At 75.3% G+C, this 18592-nt stretch carries 18 protein-coding genes and 1 riboswitch; of the genes, 2 read left to right on the plus strand and 16 right to left on the minus strand.

The features are described from left to right. Nucleotides 1-131 precede the first annotated feature (131 nt). From ACI79C_RS21970 to ACI79C_RS22040, 15 genes are all read right to left on the minus strand, one after another. Nucleotides 132-560 (minus strand): VOC family protein, encoded by a 429-nt coding sequence (locus ACI79C_RS21970; RefSeq protein ID WP_456947813.1) that lies wholly within the window; start codon nucleotides 558-560, stop codon nucleotides 132-134. A 15-nt stretch (nucleotides 561-575) separates the two neighbouring features. Continuing rightward, nucleotides 576-1268: a TcmI family type II polyketide cyclase gene (locus ACI79C_RS21975; protein WP_456947814.1), complete on the minus strand. Its 693-nt coding sequence runs from the start codon at nucleotides 1266-1268 to the stop codon at nucleotides 576-578. Between the two features lie 101 nt (nucleotides 1269-1369). Then, nucleotides 1370-1624 carry a hypothetical protein gene (locus ACI79C_RS21980; protein ID WP_456947815.1) on the minus strand — a complete coding sequence of 85 codons (255 nt, stop codon included), beginning with the start codon at nucleotides 1622-1624 and terminating at the stop codon, nucleotides 1370-1372. Continuing rightward, on the minus strand, nucleotides 1624-3906 hold the full coding sequence (locus ACI79C_RS21985) for an oxidoreductase (protein ID WP_456947816.1): 2283 nt from the start codon (nucleotides 3904-3906) through the stop codon (nucleotides 1624-1626). Before ACI79C_RS21985 ends, ACI79C_RS21980 begins: the two co-directional genes overlap by 1 nt. Before the next feature lie 55 nt (nucleotides 3907-3961). After that, nucleotides 3962-6532 (minus strand): FAD-dependent monooxygenase, encoded by a 2571-nt coding sequence (locus ACI79C_RS21990; RefSeq protein ID WP_456947817.1) that lies wholly within the window; start codon nucleotides 6530-6532, stop codon nucleotides 3962-3964. Beyond that, complete coding sequence (locus ACI79C_RS21995; protein ID WP_456947818.1) at nucleotides 6529-7776, minus strand: beta-ketoacyl synthase N-terminal-like domain-containing protein; 1248 nt, start codon at nucleotides 7774-7776, stop codon at nucleotides 6529-6531. The genes ACI79C_RS21990 and ACI79C_RS21995 overlap by 4 nt, the downstream gene beginning before the upstream one ends. Further along, on the minus strand, nucleotides 7773-9065 hold the full coding sequence (locus ACI79C_RS22000; protein WP_456947819.1) for a beta-ketoacyl-[acyl-carrier-protein] synthase family protein: 1293 nt from the start codon (nucleotides 9063-9065) through the stop codon (nucleotides 7773-7775). The genes ACI79C_RS21995 and ACI79C_RS22000 overlap by 4 nt, the downstream gene beginning before the upstream one ends. 79 nt (nucleotides 9066-9144) lie before the next feature. Continuing rightward, on the minus strand, nucleotides 9145-9576 hold the full coding sequence (locus ACI79C_RS22005) for a cupin domain-containing protein (protein ID WP_456947820.1): 432 nt from the start codon (nucleotides 9574-9576) through the stop codon (nucleotides 9145-9147). Then, the gene (locus tag ACI79C_RS22010) at nucleotides 9573-10538 is read right to left on the minus strand and encodes an ACP S-malonyltransferase (RefSeq protein WP_456947821.1); all 966 of its coding nucleotides are present in this window, start codon (nucleotides 10536-10538) and stop codon (nucleotides 9573-9575) included. The genes ACI79C_RS22005 and ACI79C_RS22010 overlap by 4 nt, the downstream gene beginning before the upstream one ends. After that, nucleotides 10535-11056: an SRPBCC family protein gene (locus ACI79C_RS22015; protein ID WP_456947822.1), complete on the minus strand. Its 522-nt coding sequence runs from the start codon at nucleotides 11054-11056 to the stop codon at nucleotides 10535-10537. The genes ACI79C_RS22010 and ACI79C_RS22015 overlap by 4 nt, the downstream gene beginning before the upstream one ends. A 51-nt stretch (nucleotides 11057-11107) precedes the next feature. Further along, a complete protein-coding gene (locus tag ACI79C_RS22020; protein ID WP_456947823.1) occupies nucleotides 11108-11371 on the minus strand; it encodes an acyl carrier protein in 264 nt (87 codons plus the stop codon). Nucleotides 11372-11384: 13 nt separating this feature from the next. Beyond that, complete coding sequence (locus ACI79C_RS22025; protein WP_456947824.1) at nucleotides 11385-12857, minus strand: acetyl-CoA carboxylase biotin carboxylase subunit; 1473 nt, start codon at nucleotides 12855-12857, stop codon at nucleotides 11385-11387. Nucleotides 12858-12888: 31 nt separating this feature from the next. Continuing rightward, the gene (gene accB, locus ACI79C_RS22030) at nucleotides 12889-13422 is read right to left on the minus strand and encodes an acetyl-CoA carboxylase biotin carboxyl carrier protein (protein WP_456947825.1); all 534 of its coding nucleotides are present in this window, start codon (nucleotides 13420-13422) and stop codon (nucleotides 12889-12891) included. Continuing rightward, nucleotides 13419-15152 carry an acetyl-CoA carboxylase carboxyltransferase subunit alpha gene (locus ACI79C_RS22035; protein ID WP_456947826.1) on the minus strand — a complete coding sequence of 578 codons (1734 nt, stop codon included), beginning with the start codon at nucleotides 15150-15152 and terminating at the stop codon, nucleotides 13419-13421. Before ACI79C_RS22035 ends, accB begins: the two co-directional genes overlap by 4 nt. A gap of 28 nt (nucleotides 15153-15180) precedes the next feature. Further along, nucleotides 15181-15528, minus strand: a complete 348-nt coding sequence (locus tag ACI79C_RS22040; protein WP_456947827.1) for a TcmI family type II polyketide cyclase — start codon at nucleotides 15526-15528, stop codon at nucleotides 15181-15183. A 374-nt stretch (nucleotides 15529-15902) separates the two neighbouring features. On the opposite strand from ACI79C_RS22040, the gene ACI79C_RS22045 reads away from it, so the two are divergent. Beyond that, nucleotides 15903-16622 carry a LuxR C-terminal-related transcriptional regulator gene (locus ACI79C_RS22045; RefSeq protein ID WP_456947828.1) on the plus strand — a complete coding sequence of 240 codons (720 nt, stop codon included), beginning with the start codon at nucleotides 15903-15905 and terminating at the stop codon, nucleotides 16620-16622. 344 nt (nucleotides 16623-16966) lie between these two features. After that, nucleotides 16967-17623 carry a LuxR C-terminal-related transcriptional regulator gene (locus tag ACI79C_RS22050; protein WP_456947829.1) on the plus strand — a complete coding sequence of 219 codons (657 nt, stop codon included), beginning with the start codon at nucleotides 16967-16969 and terminating at the stop codon, nucleotides 17621-17623. Between the two features lie 63 nt (nucleotides 17624-17686). Here the strand turns inward: ACI79C_RS22050 and ACI79C_RS22055 are convergent, their stop codons facing one another. Continuing rightward, a complete protein-coding gene (locus ACI79C_RS22055; RefSeq protein WP_456947830.1) occupies nucleotides 17687-18127 on the minus strand; it encodes an aggregation-promoting factor C-terminal-like domain-containing protein in 441 nt (146 codons plus the stop codon). Nucleotides 18128-18388: 261 nt separating this feature from the next. After that, nucleotides 18389-18523, minus strand: a riboswitch (cyclic di-AMP (ydaO/yuaA leader). Nucleotides 18524-18592: the final 69 nt, after the last annotated feature.

Here is an 18592-nt window from a genome sequence, read left to right on the forward strand (position 1 = left end):
CCTGTTCCCGGGCACGGAGGGCGGGGTGCGGTGGGTCGTGATCTCCGCCGTGGCGATGCTGACCGACCGCGCCTGACCCGCCCGGGCCCGGGGCCCCCCCCCCGCGGGGCGGACCCCGGGGACCCCGCCGGTCAGGTCGCCAGGGCGCAGGCGAGGTCCTCGGCGGGGTCCGGGGCGTCCACGACGCCCTGGAGCCCGACCAGGTTGCCGAAGGGGTCGGCCACGACGGCGGTGACGAACGGTCCGTGCACCGTGGCCGGGTGGTGCACCGTCGCGTCCATCGACCGCAGCCGCGCCAGCGTGGCCGCCAGGTCGTCGACCCGCCAGTGCATGACCCCGCCTCCCGGCCCCGCCGCCGTGCCGGGCGGGTCCTCGGTGCGGTCGGTGATCGTCAGCTCGTCGTAGTGCTCACCGACGCCGAACACGGCGTGGACGAGGCGCCCGTCGGGCCCGGCCCGGGTGTGGAAGGGCCCCACCCCGAGCAGCCGGGTGTACCAGGCCACGGCCGCGGCCACGTCGTCGGCGCGGTAGATGAGCGTGGAGAAGCCCTGCAGGCTCACGCCGGCCTCCCGTCGTCAGTCCTCGGGCCGCCAGTCGTCGGCCTGCCAGCGGTAGAAGACGTGCGCCACCGAGTCCCGCGGGCTCTGCCAGGTGTCCGGGCGGTAGGGGCTCACGTACGGGCTGAGCTCGTGCATGATCCGGGCGAACGCCGGCCGGTGCGACTCGTGGTTGGCCCGCACCGCCGCCGCCTTCTCGACGTCCTGCTCCAGCAGGTGCACGAAGACGTCCTCCATCGAGAACAGCCAGCGGCCGGTCACACCGGTCACGGTCGGCAGGTCGCCGGCGTCGGAGTCGCCGAAGACGCGGGCGATGTCGGGCTCGGCGCCGGGCTTCATCCGCTGGACGATCACGGTCAGCTCCCGGTCCGCCGGCACGTCACCCTCCGGCACCCAGGCGTAGAACGGCTTGGCCACGGAGTGCGACGGGTTCTCCCAGTAGCTCGGGTACGGCGTCACGTAGGGCGCGATCTTCTCCGCGATCGCCTGGAAGGCGGGCAGGCCGCGGCGCTGCCCCGAGACGGCCGGGTCCTCCTTGCGCTCGATGACGTGGATGTAGAGGTCGTCGTGCGAGAGCAGGTACCGCCCGATGACGCCGAGGTCCTGCGGCCGGGTGGTCCGGTCGTAGTAGGCGAAGACGGGGCCGACCTCCTTCTCGCTCCCCGGCACCATGCGGCAGACGATCACGTTGCGGAACGGTCGGAAGGTCACGGGTTCCTCCTGGGTGGGTCGGGTCGGTGCGGGGTGTGCCGGCCGGGGCCTGTCCTCCCGGCCGGGTCCAGGGGTCGGGTCGTGGAGCGAGGGCGCCGCCCTCACCACGCGGCGAGGTCGTCGGGGAGGTCCGGGGCGGGCCGGGCGGTGGGGTCCCACAAGCCGTCCCACCCGCCTGCCCAGCACTCGTCCCACGGGACGGGGCCGCGCCACCAGCCGGGGACGGCCGACGAGCCGGCGAGCACCAGCCCGGCCATCAGCCGGTGGCCGACGGTCGCGCCGACGGCGGCCCAGCGCCGGCGCGGCAGGGGCGGCAGCGCGGACCGCTGGTCGCCGAACGGGTCGAGCACGTCCATCACGGGCCTCCTGCCTTCCCGGTCCAGGCCGGCGGCGGGCCGTGCGGGGCGGCGGCGGGCGGCGGGGCCATGCCCGCGATGCGGTCGAGCTCCGCGGTGTCCAGCGGGTCGAGCGCCAGCGCGGCCGCCGCGACGTTCTCCTCCAGCTGGGCCACCGTCGTCGCCCCCGGGATGACCAGCAGGTTGGGTGAGCGCGCCAGCAGCCACGCCAGGGCCACCTGCGTCCGGGTGCCGCCCACGCGCCGCGCCACCGTGTCGAGGACCGCGGCCTGCTCGGGTGCGAGGTCGCGGACCGGGAAGAACGACGTGTACGAGAGGCCCTCCATCGACAGGAAGGCGGTGCCCTCGGCGGCGAGGGCGTCGACGAGGTCGTCGTCGGCCCGGTGGACGAGGTTGTAGTGGTCCTGCACGCAGGCCAGCGGCGCGATCGCGCGGGCCTCGGCCACCTGCTCGGCGGTCACGTGGCTCACCCCGATGGAGCGGACCAGGCCCTCCTGCTGCAGCTGCGCCAGGGCCTCGAACGGCTCGACGATCGCGCTGGCGACCGGCTCGCCCACCCCCGGCATCCGCAGCAGGGCCACGTCGAGCACGTCCTGGCCGAGCGTGTCGAGGTCCTCCTGCACGGCCAGGCGGAGCTCGTCGGCCTGCAGGGCGGGGATCCACCCGCCGTCCGGCGTCCGGCGGGCACCGACCTTGGTGACGACGACGAGCTGCTCCGGGTACGGGTGCAGCGCCTCGCGGACCAGCTCGTTGACGATGCGGGGGCCGTAGTGGTCGCTGGTCTCGAGGTGCTCGACGCCCAGCTCGACGGCGCGGCGCAGCACGGCGAGTGCGGCCGCACGGTCGGCCGGCGGTCCCATCAGCCGCTGCCCGGTGAACTTCATGCACCCCAGGCCCAGGCGCGCCACCGGCCGGTCGCCGAGGAGGAACCGTCCCGACCGTTCGGCGCGAACCGGCCCCGCGGGGGTCGGGGCCCCGGGGACCGGGCTCGCCGTGGCCGGGGCCGGCCGCGCGCCGCGCGCCGGGGTGGGCGTGAAGCGCAGCGGGAGTTCCAGCAGCCCCCGGAACGCCGACGCGGCCGGCAGCCACTGCAGCTCCTCGACGGGGACGTCGAGCCGCAGGTCGGGCAGCCGGACGAGGATCCGCCGCAGCGCCGTCGTCGCCTCCAGCCGGGCGAGGGCGGTGCCCAGGCAGTAGTGGACGCCGTGGCCGAACGACATGTGCTGGGTGGGGCCCCGGCGCAGGTCGAGCGCGTCGGGGTCGGGGACCAGGTCCGGGTCGTGGTTGGCCGCGCTGAGGACGATCGTGACGATCGAGCCCGCCGGGATCGGCACGCCGCCGATCTCGAGGTCCTCGGTGGCGAACCGGAAGCTCGACACCGGGACCGAGCCGTCGAAGCGCAGCAGTTCCTCCACCGCGGCCGGGACGAGGTCCGGGTCCTCGAGCAGCCGCGCCATCTCCTCGGGGTGGGTCAGCAGCGCCACGACGGCGTTGCCGAGGAAGTCCGAGGTGGTCTGGTAGCCGGCGAACAGCAGCAGGAAGGCCGTGGACACCAGCTCGGCCTCCGACAGCCGGCCGTCCCCGTCGCGGGCGGCGATCAGCGCGCTCACCAGGTCGTCGCCGGGCTCGCGGCGCTTGGCGGCGACCAGGCCGGTGAAGTACGCGTGCAGCCGCTCCTGGGCCTGCCCGATCGCCGCCCGGTCCTCCTGCGGGCTGCGCCCGCCGGTGCCCACCGTCCGGATGACCTGGGTCCCGGCCAGGATCTCCTCGTGGTCCTCGGCGGGGATCCCGAGCAGGTCGCCGATCACCGCCAGCGGCAGCCGGAGGGCGAACTCGTCGACGAAGTCGGTCCGGCCGCGCGGCGCCATCCGGTCGAGCAGGCCCTCGACGATCTCCTCGACCCGGGGACGCATGGCCTCGATGCGCCGGGGGGTGAACGCCTGCGTCACCAGGCGGCGCAGCCGGCTGTGCTCCGGTGGGTCGGAGTTGAGCATGTTGGTGTTGATCTGGCGCGCCTTCTCGCCGAACACCGCCAGGTAGGTGTCCCCCGCGCGGTACAGGTCCTTGGACAGCCGCGGGTCCGACAGCGCCTGCCGGGCGTCCTCGTAGCGGGTGACCAGGAACGAGTCGAAGCGTGGCGTGCGCACCTTGACCACCGGCCGCTCGGCGCGCAGCCGGGCGTAGACGGGATAGGGGTCGGCGCGGAACTCGGGCGTGTAGATCTCCGCGCCGGGCACGACGTCGTCGGTCGCCTCTGGTGCCGGCCGCACGGTCTGGGTCATGTCGTCTCCTCGTGGTCGGCGTCGTCTCGGTGGCGGTGCGGTTGCGGTGGCGGGGTCACTGCGCGAAGACCCCGGCCAGGTGGTCGCCGATGGCGGCCTCGTCCACCGGGCGGGTCCGGAAGCCGACGTGACCGTCGGGCCGGACGAGGTAGGCCGCCGTCCCCGCGCCCTCCACGCCGTAGGCGGCCGCGAAGGCCCGGTCGGCGTCGCGCACCACCGGGAGGTCGACCAGCAGCGGCACGGAGGCGTCCGGAGCGGCCACCAGGTAGGCGTCGACCTGGCCGTGGCCCTGCTGCCGCACGGCGCCGGCCAGCTTCTCCAGGCCCAGCAGCTGCTCCTCCGACGCACCGGCGCCGGCGTGGAGCAGCAGCGTCGACCGCGTGCCCCGGGTCAGGTCGAACAGGCGCAGCGGGTGGGCCACGCCGAAGCGCCGGAGGCCCTGCACGTCCGGCGCCCGGTGCCCGGGCTCGGGACCGGCCGGGAAGCCCTCCCCACCGGGGAACTCGCCGACCAGCGGGCTGCCGGCGTAGTTCATCGTCATCTGCATCTCGAGCAGGAACTGGGCCTTCTCGTCGGCCATGTCCATCTCGTCGGTGAACGCGATCGCCACGGCGCGGTCGACGATGGCCTTGCCGGCCGGCCGGCGCTCGGCCTCGTAGCTGTCCAGCAGCCCCGGCGCGGCCTGCCCGCGGACGGCGAGGGCGAGCTTCCAGCCGAGGTTCCAGGCGTCCTGGATGCCGGTGTTCATGCCCTGCCCGCCCGCCGGGGGGTGCAGGTGCGCCGCGTCGCCGGCGACGAACACCCGGCCGCGCCGGTAGGCGTCGACGATCCCGTGCTTGATCCGGAAGATCGACGACCAGCGCAGGTTGCTCGCCGTCGTGCCCGCGGGGCCCAGGTCGTCGATGGCGGCCTGGATGTCGGCCAGCGTCGGCGGGGTGTACTCCTGCCAGAAGCCCGGCGGCACGACGCCGGAGCCCACCGTCTTCTGCAGCTCCTGCGGGGCGAGGGTGGCGATCCGGTAGCGGCTGCGGCCCTTGAGCGGGACGCAGACCAGCATCCCGGTGAAGTCGCCGTCGTCCTCGATGCGCACGAACCGCACCAGGTGGCCGGCGGGCAGGTCCCAGTCGACGTCGACGTCGCCGAGCATGAACAGCTGCGGGAACATCGACAGGCCGCCCTCGAAGACCAGCCCCAGCTGGGACCGGACGGCGCTGTGGGCGCCGTCGCAGCCGACCAGGTACTGCGCGCGGGCGGTCTCGACCTCGCCCGAGGCGTGCCGCAGCGTGGCGGTGACGCCCTCGTCGTCCTGGGTGAGGGCGACCAGCTCCACCCCCCGCTCCACCGTCACGCCCAGCGAGGTCAGCCGGTCGGCCAGCAGCCGCTCGGTCTCGTACTGCGGCAGCCCGAGGTGGGCGTAGGGCAGCTCGTCGAGGCCGGCCCAGTCGACCTGGTGGGTCTGCTCCCCGTTGACGAAGACCGTCTGGCCGTACAGCCAGATCCCGGCGTCCATCGCCTCGGTGACGATGCCCTGGTCCTCCCAGATCTCCATGGTCCGGCAGTGGATGCCGATGGCCTTGTCGGCCTGGGTCGCCGCCTGCGCCCGCTTGTCCACGACGCGGACGGCGATGCCGCGCCGCGCGAGCTCGATGGCGTGCGTCATGCCGGCGGGCCCGGCGCCGACCACGAGCACCTCGGTCGCCCGGCCGGCAGCGGGCGCGCTCACCGGCGCCGGGGGCACCCCGGCGGCGACGTGCGCGTCGTCCGGTCGCTCGACGAACTCCTGCACGCTCGCGCTGGGCACCGGGAGGGGCTCGGCCCGGGGAACCGACGGCGGGACCTCGGGCACGGCCGCGGGTTCCGGCGCCGCGGGTTCCGGCGCCGCGGCCACCGGTGCCCGGAACGCCGGGTCGGGCTGCGCGGTCGAGGTGACCCCGTGCGTCGTCGCCTCCGGCCGGCCGCTCGCCGACGGTGCGCTCCAGCCACCGCCCCCGGGCTCCTCCGGCCGGAACCGGATCTCGTAGAGCCGCCGGTCGAAGTCGACCGACAGCCACCGGATCAGCGGGCCGGTCTGGTCGGCGTGCGAGGGGTCGTCGACCCAGTTGGTGAAGTCCTGCTCGGACTCCCACTCGGCGAAGATGTGGTAGGTCCGCGAGCCCGGCTCCCGGAGCAGCTCCTCCCGGACCAGGCCGGGGGTGCCGCGCAGCCGCTCGGTGACCTTCGCGTAGCCACGCTCGAAGGCCTCCTCCTCACCCGGGCCCACCGTCGTGGTGATGTCGACCCGCACGTGCAGGCCCTTGTCGCCGGGAACGGTGGCCAGCACCTCGTAGGTGGCGCGCGCGGCGTCCTCGCGGAGGTCCCGCAGCGCCGCGGTGAGCGTCTCCCGGGCGCTGCTGCGGCCGAAGGCGTCGACCGCGGCGCGGTCGGTCCAGTCGCTGGTGATCAGGAACGTGCGCGGGTCGTCGGCGTCGCGGACCAGCTCCTGCCGCAGGTTCCCGGGTACCCGGGCGATCTCGGCCGCCGCCCGGCGCCAGGCCGCCTCGAAGGCGGTCTCGCAGCCCTCCCGGGCCCGCATCCGGAGCATCGTCCGGACGCCGGGGAGGTCGCCGTCCGCCGGGCCCGCCGTCATGCCCCGTCCTCCGCGGACCCCCGGTGCCGGCGCAGCACCAGGCTGCTGTTGAACCCGCCGGAGCCGCGGGCCAGGACGACCACGGTCGACAGCTCCCGCACCCGGCTGCCCTGCACCAGGTCGACGCCGGGTGCGTCGACCGGCTGGGCGAGGAAGGCGGTCCCCGGCACGATCCCGTCCCGCATCGCCAGCAGGGCGGTGGCGACGGCGAGCGCCGAGCCGCCGGCCATCAGCCGCCCGGTCCACGACGACGGCGCGGTCACCGGCACCGGCGTCGACCGCTCCCCGAAGACGGTGGCGAGGGCGGCGAGCTCCAGCGCGTCCAGCTCCGGCGTCCCGGCGCCGTCGGCGACCACGAGGTCCACCTCGTCGGGTGTCACGCCGGCGTCGGCCAGGGAGAGCCGGATCGCCCGCGCGTACTGGGTGGCGTCGGGGGCGGGGGACTCGTGGTGGTGGGCGTCGTGCGTGGCGCCGTAGCCGGCGACCTCGCCCCACACCCGGGTCGCTCCCCGGGCCCGCGCGGCCGCGGGCTCCTCGACCAGCAGGATCGCGCCGCCCTCGCCGACGACGTGGCCGTTGGCCCGCCGGTCGAAGGGCAGGTAGGCCTCCTCGGGGCGGGTGGCCGTCGACAGCCGGCCGCTGGTCGCCTGGCAGAGCAGGGCGTACGGGCACATCCCGGCCTCGGTGCCGCCCACCAGCACCGCGGGGGTGCCCCGGCGGGTGACGCGGCGCGCCCACCCGATGCTGTCCAAGCCGCCGGCGCCCTCGCTGACGACGACGCCGGAGGGACCCTTGTAGCCGTCGCGGATGGAGATCTGGCCGGTGCTGGCGGCGTAGAACCAGGCGATCGACTGGTAGGCGCCAACTGACTTGGGCCCCTTGGCCCACAGGCCCTGGATCTCGTGCTGGCTGAACTCGTTGCCGCCCGACCCGGAGGCGAGGAACACCGAGGTCGCGTAGACGTCCTCGGGCGCCTCGTACCCGGCGTCCTGGGCCGCCATGGTGGCCGCGGCCAGCGACATCCACGTCCACCGGTCGGTCTGCACCTTCAGCTGCGGGGCGACGTGGTCCTCGGGCACGAAGTCCCGCACCTGGCCGGCCAGCGAGATGCCGTACCGCGTGGGGTCGAAGCCCTCGATCGGCCGGATCGCCGGCTCGCCACGGACCAGCGAGGCCCAGTGCTCCTCGGCGCCCACCCCGGTCGGGGCCACGACCCCGATGCCGGTGACCAGCAGGTTGCTCATGCCGTCCTCCGCGTGGGGCTGGCCAGCACGATGGCCGACTGGAAGCCGCCGAACCCGCTGCCGACCGACACCGCGACGTCGACCTTCTGCTCGCGGGCGACGTTGGGGACGTAGTCGAGGTCGCACTCGGGGTCGGGCACCTCGTAGTTGGCCGTGGGGGGCAGGATGCCGCGGTGGACGGCGAGGGCGGTCGCGGCGATCTCGATCGACCCGATGGCGCCGAGCGAGTGCCCGACCATCGACTTGATCGAGCTCATCGCCACCCGCTCGGCGGCCGGGCCGAGGCTCCGGTGCACCGCCGCGGTCTCGTGCCGGTCGTTCTGCTTGGTCCCGGAGCCGTGCGCGTTGACGTAGCCGACCTCGTCGGGGTCGATGCGGCCCTGGTCGAGCGCCTGACGGATCGCCTCGGCCATCTCGGTGCCGTCGGGCTTGAGCCCGGTCATGTGGAAGGCGTTGCAGCGGTTGGCGTAGCCGCTGACCTCGCAGTACACCGTCGCGTCCCGCCGCCGGGCGTGCTCGAGCTCCTCGAGGACCAGCACCGCGGCGCCCTCACCCATGACGAAGCCGTCCCGGCGGGCGTCGAAGGGCCGGGCGGCGTGCTCGGGGTCGGCGTTGTTGCCGGTCGTCGCCCGGATGGTGTCGAAGCAGGCCATCGAGATCGGGGAGATCGGGGCGTCGCTGGCACCCGCGAGGACGACGTCGGCGTCGCCGTCCTCGATGAGCTGGCTGCCGTAGCCGACGGCGTCGATCCCCGAGGTGCAGCCGGTCGAGACCACCGTGGCCGGCCCGTGGGCACCGAAGCGCACCGCCAGCTCGGTCGCGCCGCAGCTCGGGACCAGCGCGTGGGAGAGGAAGTGCGAGGCGTAGCGGGGGTCGACCAGCCAGTGGGTGCCGGCGTCGCTGACCGCCACGTACTCCTGCTCCAGCCGCATGGTCGCGCCCACGGCGCTGCCCAGTGTGATCCCGACCCGCTCGGGGTCGGGGGCGTCGTCGGCGCCGCCGCTGCCGAAGGTCAGCCCGCTGTCGGCGACCGCCTCGTCCGCGGCCACGAGGGCCATCTGCACGAACCGGTCGTTGCGGTGCACCTCGTGTGCGGTCAGCCCGAGCTGCCGCCCGTCGAAGTCGACCTCCGCGGCCACCTGCGACCGGAACCGGCTGGGGTCGAAGAAGGTGATCCGCCGGGTCGCCGTCCGCCCGGCGGTGATCATGTCCCAGAAGCCCTCCCGGCCCATCGACCCGGGAGCGACCACGCCGATCCCGGTGACGACGACCCGGCGCCGCTGGCTCACTGCTCGACTCCGCGGTCGTTCCGCTCCTCGGTCGCCGCCGCTCCCTGCGATGCTCGCTCCCGCGTCGTCATCGCGGCGCTCACCGGAGGCCGGCCGAGCCGGGCGAGGGCTCGCTGTCGACGTGGCCGAGCTCCGGACGCGGGGCCAGCGGGCCGCAGAGGAACACGAAGGACGCGGTCGCCGACGAGTCGTTGACGATGCGGTGCCGCACGCCGATCGGGATGTGGACGGCGGACTCGGCGGTCAGCCGCCGCTCCTCGCCGTCGAGGGTGACCAGCACGTCCCCGCTCTGGCAGTAGAGGAACTCCTCCGAGTAGGGGTGCCAGTGCTCGGTCACGACCTCCCCGGGCTCCAGGGTCAAGGTGCCCATGAACCCGGCGGTGGAGCCCACGCTCGCCGGCGAGAGCAGGACACGGATGTCGCCGCCCCGCCGACGGTTGGGGGGCGTGTCCGACCGGTGCACCGTCGGGCCGCAGCGCACGGCCGTCGGCGCGTGCTGGATGGTGGTCATGTCTCTCCTCCGGTCGGGGCCAGGCCCGCGAGCGCGGGCTCGGGCTGGTCGGTCGGGAACGGCGTCCCCGGTGCCGAGGCGAGGTGCACCGGGAGGTCGGGGTGGACCTGGCGGACCAGCGGGCCCAGCAGGGGGGTGGCGCCGACCTCGACGACCGAGGTGGCGCCGGCGTCGACCAGCGCGGCGGACGTCGCCTCCCACAGCACCGGCGAGGTCAGATGGGCCCGCAGGCAGGCGGCGAGGCGCTCGGGGTCCCGGGTGGGCCGGCCGTCGGCGTTGGGGACCACGGGGATCCCGGGCTCCGACCAGTCCAGGTCGGCCAGGGCCGGGGCGAGGTGCGCGGCCACCGGCGCCATCAGCGGGCCGTGACACGGCGCGCGGCCGGGCAGCCGCACCAGGTCGAGGCCGGCCGCGTGCACGACCGCGCCCGCCGCGGCCAGGTCCGCGCAGCTGCCGGAGAGCACCACCTGGCCGGGGGCGTCGCAGGAGGCGACGGCCAGCGTGCCCCCGACCCGCTCGACCGCGGTCCGGGCCACCCCACCCGCGCCCGGCCCGACCAGCGCGGCCATGCCGGCGCAGGAGGGGCGCGGTGCCAATGCCAGCAGCTCCGCGCGCCAGTGCACGAGCTCCACCACCTGCGCGAGCCCGAGCGCACCGGCGGCCACGAGGGCGGCGTACTCACCCACCCCGTGCCCGGCGACGACCACGGGGGTCACGCCTGCCGCGGCCAGGCTCCGGCAGCCGGCGACCCCGGTGACGACGACCTCGAGGTGCGTCGCGACCGCGTCGGGGGCGTTGGCCGGCTCCCGCCACCACTCGGCGACGTCGCGGCCCACCACGTCGCTGACCTCGGCGACCACGTCCCGGGCCGGCGCGTCGGCCAGCCAGGCGTCGACCATGCCCGGCCGGGCGCCGCTCTCGCCCGGGAGGACGACGGCGACCCCCCGGGACGTGCCGATCATGCCGTGGGCTCCGGCGTCCCGGCGGCGCCCTCCACCTCGTCCCGGGCGGCGGTTGCCTCCACCTTGTCCCGGATCACGGCCATCTGGGTCTTGGTGTTGGTGTCGATCCGCCGGGTCATGCCCTCGGTGTCGATCGGGGCCTCGGGGCGCATCCGGAAGTCCTGCACCCAGCGCATCCGGGTGCCCCTGCCCTCGGGGGCGTAGGTCCAGCGGATGTCCATGAACTCGAAGGGCCCCGGCTCGACCCGCCGGGCCCGCACCTCGTGGGCCGCCGGGTCCAGCGTGCGCTCGGACACCCAGCTCCACACCCGCCCGGACTCGTCCGGGTGCATCTTGAGCCGGAAGCGGACGTAGGTCTCGCTCTGCTCGAGGATCTCCACCGAGGCGTACTCGGTGAACAGGTCGGGCCAGGTCTGCACGTCGTTGGTCGCGCGCCAGACGTGGTCGATGTCCGCGTCGATGTAGATCGAGTTGTCCGTGTGCCCGGCGGTGCGGGTCTGCGGCTCCAGGATGCTCACGGGGGTCCCTCCTCGGGATGTCGGCAGGTGGTGGGGCAGGGAGGTCCTTCGTCAGGCCATGCCGGCCGACCGCTGGAGCGCGCCGTTGACCGTCTCGACGATCTCGCCGAGCGTGTAGCGGCCGGGGCTGTCGTCGGGCATCTCGGTGCCGTAGCGGTCCTGCAGCTCGGTCTGCATGGACAGGAAGGCCAGCGAGTCCAGGCCCAGGTCCTCGAAGTGCGCATCCGGGTCGGTCGTGTGCGACGTGGCGGGGAGGCCCGCCTTCTCCGTGAGCAGGGCCATGAGGTCGTCGAGGGTGAAGGTCGTTCCGGGCATGGCGTCGGTCCTCTCAGTGGGGGGTGGGGGCCGGCCGGGCGTCGCCGGCCGGGGTCTGGACGAGCTGCAGGGACGGGCGGGTGGGGGACGGGATGCCGAGGGCGGGGTCCTCGGCGAGGGACGCCGCGCGGGCGACGAGCTCGGGCAGCTGCCGGTCGACGAACTGGACGTCGTGCCGGTCGGCGCAGACCTCGGGGTCGCGCAGCAGCGCCCGGTGGAGGGCGATCGTCGTGCGCACGCCGGGTCCCTCGACCCGCGTCTCGGCCAGCGCCCGGTCCATCCGGCGGATCGCCTGCTCCCGGTCGGGCGCCCAGACGACGAGCTTGCCCAGCAGGGAGTCGTAGTCGGGGCTGACCACGTCGCCCTGCCGGTAGCCGGTGTCGAACCGGGTCCACGGCCCGTCCGGGACCCGCAGCACGTCGAGCCGGCCGGGCGCGGGGGCGAAGCCCCGGGTGGGGTCCTCCGCGTTGATCCGGCACTCGATCGCGGTGCCGCGCGGGACGACGTCCTCCTGCCGGAGCTGCAGCCGGCGCCCGGAGGCGACGAGGATCTGCTCGCGGACGAGGTCCACCCCGGTGAGCAGTTCGGTGACCGGGTGCTCGACCTGGATCCGGGCGTTCATCTCCATGAAGTACGCGGCCCCGGAGCCGTCGACCAGGAACTCCATCGTGCCCGCGCCGGTGTAGCCGACCGAGAGGGCGCCGTGCACCGCCAGCCGACCGATCTCGGCGCGCTGCGCGGGGCTCAGGTGCGCGGCCGGGCCCTCCTCCAGCAGCTTCTGGTGCCGCCGCTGCAGCGAGCAGTCCCGCTCGCCGAGGTGCACCCCGTTGCCGTGCGCGTCGCAGAGGACCTGCACCTCGACGTGCCGGGCGCGGGGGAGGTAGCGCTCGACGTAGACCGTCGGGTCGCCGAACACCGCACGGGCGGTCGCGCGGGTGGCGGTGAAGGCGGCGGCGAAGTCGGCGGGGTCGTGCACGACGGTCATGCCGCGCCCGCCGCCGCCCGCCGCGGCCTTGATGATCACCGGGTAGCCGATCCCCGCGGCGATCTCCCGGCCCTCGTCCACGGTCCGGACCGGCTCCACGACGCCGGGCAGCAGCGGCAGGCCGGCGTCGGCCATGAGCCGGCGCGCCGTCGCCTTGTTGCCCATCTGCTGCATGACCTCGGGCGGGGGGCCGACGAAGGTCAGCCCCTCGGCGGCGCAGATCTCGGCGAAGTCCGGGTCCTCGGAGAGGAACCCGTAGCCGGGGTGGACGGCGTCCGCGCCGGTGCGCAGCGCCGCCTCCACGATGTTGGGGACGTACAGGTAGCTGCGCCGGGGGGCCGGCGGCCCGATGTGCACGGCCTCGTCGGCGAGGTCGACGACGGCGGAGTCCCGGTCGGCGGTCGAGTACACGGCCACGACCTCGATGCCCAGCTCCCGGCACGCCCGGGCGACCCGGACGGCGATCTCGCCGCGGTTGGCGATGAGCAGGCGGCTGATCACGACGCGCTCCCGGAGCGCGCGCCCGGCCCGGTCACCGGGTCCGTCCCGCGGGCCGCAGGACCATGAGGACCTGGTCGTACTCGACCGACTCGGCGTCGCTGACGAGGACCTCGGCCACCACCCCCGGCTCGTCGACGACGATCGGGTTCATCAGCTTCATCGCCTCGACGATCCCGACGGTCTGCCCCGGCTCGACCTCGTCACCGACCCGGACGAAGGGGTCGGCGTCCGGGGACGGCGCCGCGTAGAAGGTGCCGACGAGGGGCGCCCGGACGGCGGTGCTCCCCTCCGGGACCTCCGCCGCGTCGGGAGGCGCGGCCGGGGCCGGCGGGCCGGCGACGACCGCGGGTGCGCCGGGGACGGGGACGGCCGGGGCCGTGCCCGGGGCCGTCTCGGAGGCCCACTCGACCTCGATGACGCGGTCGCCGCTGCGCACGGTCAGCCGGCGCAGCTCGCCGGGGAGGGCCGCGGCCAGGGCCACGACCTCCTCGCGCAGGTCCCGGGTCCCGTCGTCGGGCACCGGCACCGGGCCGGACGGCCTCGGGGTGCGCTCGCTGGTGGTCATGGTCGGTCCCCCGCCGGGAGGACGGGTTGCAGCGCGCGGCCGTCGTCGCCGCCGATGCGCGAGAGCCGCCGGGACCGGGCGTCCAGCAGGGCGGCGGGGTCCAGCCGGGACACGTCGGCGAGCTCGCGGAGCAGGGCCTGCCGCAGGAGCTGGGCGGCCGCCAGCGGGTCGGTGTGGGCGCCGCCCGGCGGCTCCGGGACGACGGAGGTGGCGATGCCGGACCTCAGCAGGTGTGCCGCGCCCAGCCGCATCGCGCGGGCGGCGGTGGGCGCGGCCACCGCGGTCCGCCACAGGATCGCGGCGCAGCCCTCGGGGCTGATGACCGACAGGTAGGCGTTCTCCAGGACGAGCAGCCGGTCGGAGGTGCACAGCGCGAGGGCGCCGCCGCTGCCGCCCTCCCCGGTGACCACGGCGACGACCGGGACCCGCAGCCGGCTGCTGCGCATGATCGTCTCGGCGATCGCGTGGGACTGGCCGCGCTCCTCGGCCTCGGGCCCGGGGTGGGCGCCCGGCGTGTCGACGAGCGTGACGACCGGGAGGCCGAAGGTCTCGGCGTGGTCGAGCAGCCGCAGCGCCTTGCGGTAGCCCTCCGGGTGCGGCATCCCGAAGTTGCGGGCCACCCGCTCCCGGACCGTGTGGCCCTTCTCCTGGCCGATGACGACGACCGTCCGGCCCCCGATCGAGGCGACCCCGCCCACCACGGCGGGGTCGTCGGCGAAGGCGCGGTCGCCGTGCAGCTCGACGAAGTCGTCGAACGCCGTGTGCAGGTAGTCCAGGGTCGTGGGCCGCTCGACCACCCGTGCCCGCTGGACGACGTCCCACGGGTCGGCGTCGCCGGCGTCCCCGGCGTCGTCGGGCACCGGGACGTCGGGGGCCGCTGCGTCCGGGGGCGCCTGCTCCCCGGCACGGGTGTGCAGGGCCAGGAGGCGGGTCAGCAGCGGCCGCAGCTCCGCGCGGCCCTCGACCCGGTCGACCAGGCCGTGGCTGAGGAGGAACTCGGCCGTCTGGAAGTCGCTGGGCAGCTCGGCGCGGATGGTCTCCTGGACCACGCGGGGCCCGGCGAACCCGACGTGGGCGCCCCGCTCCCCGACGAGGACCGAGGCCAGGGTGGCGAAGGAGGCCGACACGCCGCCGTAGGTGGGGTCGGTGAGGACGCACACCGAGAGCAGCCCGGCCTCCCGGTGCCGGCCGAAGGCCTGGCTGACGCGGGCCATCTGGAACAGCGAGAACACGCCCTCCTGCATGCGGGCCCCGCCGCTGGCACAGACGGTCACCAGGGGCAGGCCCCGCTCGAGGGCGAGTCCGGCCGCCCGGCTCACCCGGCGCCCGACCTCGACCCCCATGCTCCCGCCGAGGAAGGCGAAGTCCATGACGGCGACGACGACCTCGGCGCCACCGATCCGCGCCTCCCCGACGACGACCGCCTCGGACTCGCCGGACCGGCGCTCGGCCTCCACCAGCCGGTCGGGGTACCCCCGCAGGTCGGTGAACTCCAGCGGGTCCGGCGTGGCGCGCGGGAAGCCGGTGGCGGTGAAGCTCCCGGGGTCGACGAGCAGGTCGATGCGGGCCCGTGCGCCCAGCCGGAGGTGGTGGTCGCACTCCGGGCAGACGTGCAGGTTGCGGTCGAGCCGCTTCCGGTAGAGCAGCCACCCGCAGTCGGGGCAGCAGATCCACCCCGCCTGGCCGGGGAACGGCGCGGCAGGAGCCGGAGTGGGTGCCGAGCGTGTCATGACTGCCTCTCAGCCGCGGGGTCCGGGCTCACTCGGGCGACGACGTCCAGTGGTAGAAGCGGCGGGCCATCGCGTCCTGCGGTGAGCGCCAGTTCGGGTCGTAGGCCTCGATGTAGGGCTTGAGGTCCTCGCTGACCGCGCGGAAGTCCGGCAGCGACTGGGCGATCCGCATCGCCTCCGGCGCCGGCCGGTCGAAGTCGATGAGGTGCACGTAGAGGCCGTGGAACTGGTACAGCGACCGGCGCCGCACGCCGATCTCGTGCGGCATGGCGGTCGCGTCGTAGCGGCCGAAGACGGCGGCGACGTCGTCCGCGTCGGTCGGCGCCATCTTCGCGATGATCATCGTCTGGTGCACAGGGACCTCCAGCGTCGCCACGGCCCCGGAGAGGGGACGGGAGGGATGCGGCGACGCTAGGGGCGAAGGGCCCTGCGCCGACATCGGCCGGACGTCGAGTTCTGGACCACACCCGCGGGGGGACGGCGGACCCCCCGGCTCCCGGCCCCGGGGATGGGACGGAGTCGTCCTCGTGGCCCGGTGCTGCCCTCTTGGGGGAGGTCGCATCTCCCATCAGGGAGGGGGCAAGCCCCCCCTTCGGGATGACGCGACCGCCCTACCCGGGTCTGAACACGCCGACGGATCGGCGCTGTCCGTGCCGGGGCAGTGGCGGCTCGCCCGGCGTACGTCCTACGTTCCGGTACTCACCTGGCGGCGTCGCCCTCGGGCGCCGGACCGGAGCGGAGCTGACGCGTATGGGCGGTGGCGTCCTCGGGCCAGCGGCGAGCAGCCGCGGCGGGCCGCTCTCGGTGCTGATCTGCGACGACCACGAGGTGCTGCGCCACGGCCTGCGCGCCGTGTTCCGCCAGGCTCCCGACGTCACCGTCGTGGCCGAGGCCGCCGACGCCGACGAGGCGCTGTCGATGGCCGCCACCGTGCGTCCGGACGTGACCCTCGTCGGGCTCGGGGCGCAGGGGGTGGTGGTCCAGGAGCTCGTGCGTGCGCTGACCGGGATGGGGATCGCCGTCGTCCTGCTCGGCGAGACCGGAGCCGGCAGCGACCTCGTCGAGGCGCTCCAGGCGGGGACGCGCGGGTACGTGCACACCACCGTGAGCCCGGAGCGGCTGGTCGAGGGGGTGCGGGCGGTGGCCCGCGGGGAGACCGTCCTCGACGCCTCCGTCACCGGCGAGCTCCTGCAGTGTCTGGACGGCGCCCGTCAGGCGGCCGACGGCTCCGACCGCTCGGCCTCGGGCCAGCTGACCGCGCGGCAGTGGGTCGTCGCGGAACTGGTCTCCGAGGGACTGACCAACGCGGAGATCGCCGCCCGGCTGCGGGTGAGCCGCGCCACCGTGAAGGGGCACATCACGGTGGCGTTGCGCCGCCTGGGCCTGCGGGACCGCACCCAGCTGGCCATCCACGTCCACCGGGCCGGCCGGCCCGACGACCGGGGGGAGGCGCGGCGCGCGGGCGGGTGACCCCGCTCTGCCGGCGCATCTCCGGGGGAGCGTCGTGGCGCTGACCCTGTGAGAACGCTGGGGATCCGGTGGACACTGTCTGAGCGGAACCTGTGAGCACTGCATCCATGGAGTCACTCCAGTCGGAAGACAGACCGGGACACGTCTCGCCGGTGGGCCCGTCCTCGGGCCGGACACAGGGGGAAGGCATGACGCAGGCCGAGGTCGGTGCCAGGCCCGGACCGACGACCACCCGTCCACGCTCCCCGGCGCAGCCGGCCGGCGGCACGCCGGCGGCGGAGGCGGAGGAGCCGCCGGGACCCCGACCGGCGGCGCTGACCCGGCCGTGTGCCGTCCGGACGCCCGTGGCCCTGGTGCGGGTCCTGCTGTGCGAGGACCAGGAGGTCTTCCGGCTGGGCCTGCGGGTCGTCCTCGAGGCGCAGCCGGACATGGCCGTCGTCGCGGAGACCAGTCACCTGCCCGAGGCGCTCGCGGTGGCCGAGGGCGTGGCGACGCAGGTCGTCGTCGTCCGGCAGGGTCTGGTCGCCGGCGCCACCCTGCCCGTGCTGCGCACCCTCTGCGAGCGGGACACGGCGGTGCTGGTGCTCGCCGAGCCGGACGCGGACGTCGACGGTCGGCTGGTGGAGATCCTGCAGGCCGGGGTCCGCGGCTACCTGCCCCGCCGCGCGGCCGCGCAACGGCTCGTCGACGGCGTCCGGGCACTCGCCCGGCACGAGGCGGCACTCGATCCCACCGCCACGCGGCACCTGGTGCGGTACCTGAGCGACCCCGGTGCCCTGCTCGGCTCGGAGGAGCGCCCCCTCGACCGGCTCACCGAGCGGCAGCGCGACGTCGCCGAGCTGGTGGCCCAGGGGCTGAGCAACGAGGAGATCGCCTGCCGGCTGTTCGTGAGCCTGTCGACCGTGAAGAGCCACCTCACGGCCTCGATGCGCCGCCTCGACGTCCGGACCCGCACGCAGCTGGCGATCCTGGTCAACCGGGACCGCTCGCCGGCGGCCTGAGGACCCGCCCCCGCGGACCGGGGGCCCTCCCCGTCGCGGAGAGGGCCCCCGGCGTCGAACCGGTCAGTACCAGCCGGTGGACCGGGAGTGGTCCCAGGCCCCGCAGGGGCTGCCGTACCGGTCCCCGATGTAGATCAGGCCGGCCTTGATCTGGCGGTACGGGTCCGACGTCTTGCGGATGCCGGTGCTGGCCCAGGTCGAGTCGAGGAACTGGGGGATGCCGTACGCGGTGCTCGTCGGGTTCTGGGCATGCGGGTTCCAGCCGCTCTCCCGTTCCCACAGCCGGTCGAGGCAGCCGAACTGGGTCCGGTTGCCACCGACCTGGCCGAGGGCGTGGTCCTTGTAGGCCTGCTTCTCGCCCGCCGCGACCGCGGCCGGGCCGCCCTGGACCTCCGCCCGGGCGAGCGACCCCCCGGCGGGGGCGAGAGCGAGGGTGAGGCCCAGGGCGCCGACGACGGCGAGCCGGTGCAGGGCGCGGGGTGAGTGGGTGTGCTCGTTGTGCATGGTGGTCCTCGTGCTGTGCGGACGCCCGGCGCCGTCGGCGCCGGGGACGTACGGGACCGGCCGCGGCGGTCGGCGTGTCGTCAGCTGGGCGCGCGGCACCGGCCGGACACGGGTGCCCGGCTGGGCGCCGTCGGCCGACAGTGCGTGCCGGGCGGCTGGTCGCTGGAACGTGGACAGGCGGGAACGCGACGGTCCCGGACCCTGCGGGCGCGCGGGAGCTCGAGGCTCCCGGGCGCGGTGGTTCTCCTTGTCTCCCCGGGCCGCCTACCGGGTCAGCTGACGGGTTCGGGCTGGGAGTGCCCTACCCGCTCCCGGATGGTTCCCGGGAGCGGGACTCACCCCGGGTGGTGCGGGTGGGTCCCCGGCTCGCACCCACCTGGTGGGTGCGACTCGGCGGCGTCCGGCGCGGGCTCCGTTGGCTCGGAGGCGACATCGGCCGGACGCAGCCACCGTAAGAACGCGATG

The organism is Geodermatophilus sp. SYSU D00697, from assembly GCF_054050175.1.

What these genes read in the sequence shown, in the direction of transcription:
- ACI79C_RS22055 (WP_456947830.1), bottom strand. Translation starts at nt 18,127, where the DNA reads ATGCACAACGAGCACACCCACTCACCCCGCGCCCTGCACCGGCTCGCC.
- ACI79C_RS21995 (WP_456947818.1), bottom strand. Translation starts at nt 7,776, where the DNA reads ATGAGCAACCTGCTGGTCACCGGCATCGGGGTCGTGGCCCCGACCGGG.
- ACI79C_RS21990 (WP_456947817.1), bottom strand. Translation starts at nt 6,532, where the DNA reads ATGACGGCGGGCCCGGCGGACGGCGACCTCCCCGGCGTCCGGACGATG.
- ACI79C_RS21985 (WP_456947816.1), bottom strand. Translation starts at nt 3,906, where the DNA reads ATGACCCAGACCGTGCGGCCGGCACCAGAGGCGACCGACGACGTCGTG.
- accB (WP_456947825.1), bottom strand. Translation starts at nt 13,422, where the DNA reads ATGACCACCAGCGAGCGCACCCCGAGGCCGTCCGGCCCGGTGCCGGTG.
- ACI79C_RS21980 (WP_456947815.1), bottom strand. Translation starts at nt 1,624, where the DNA reads ATGGACGTGCTCGACCCGTTCGGCGACCAGCGGTCCGCGCTGCCGCCC.
- ACI79C_RS22035 (WP_456947826.1), bottom strand. Translation starts at nt 15,152, where the DNA reads ATGACACGCTCGGCACCCACTCCGGCTCCTGCCGCGCCGTTCCCCGGC.
- ACI79C_RS22005 (WP_456947820.1), bottom strand. Translation starts at nt 9,576, where the DNA reads ATGACCACCATCCAGCACGCGCCGACGGCCGTGCGCTGCGGCCCGACG.
- ACI79C_RS22045 (WP_456947828.1), top strand. Translation starts at nt 15,903, where the DNA reads ATGGGCGGTGGCGTCCTCGGGCCAGCGGCGAGCAGCCGCGGCGGGCCG.
- ACI79C_RS22020 (WP_456947823.1), bottom strand. Translation starts at nt 11,371, where the DNA reads ATGCCCGGAACGACCTTCACCCTCGACGACCTCATGGCCCTGCTCACG.
- ACI79C_RS22010 (WP_456947821.1), bottom strand. Translation starts at nt 10,538, where the DNA reads ATGATCGGCACGTCCCGGGGGGTCGCCGTCGTCCTCCCGGGCGAGAGC.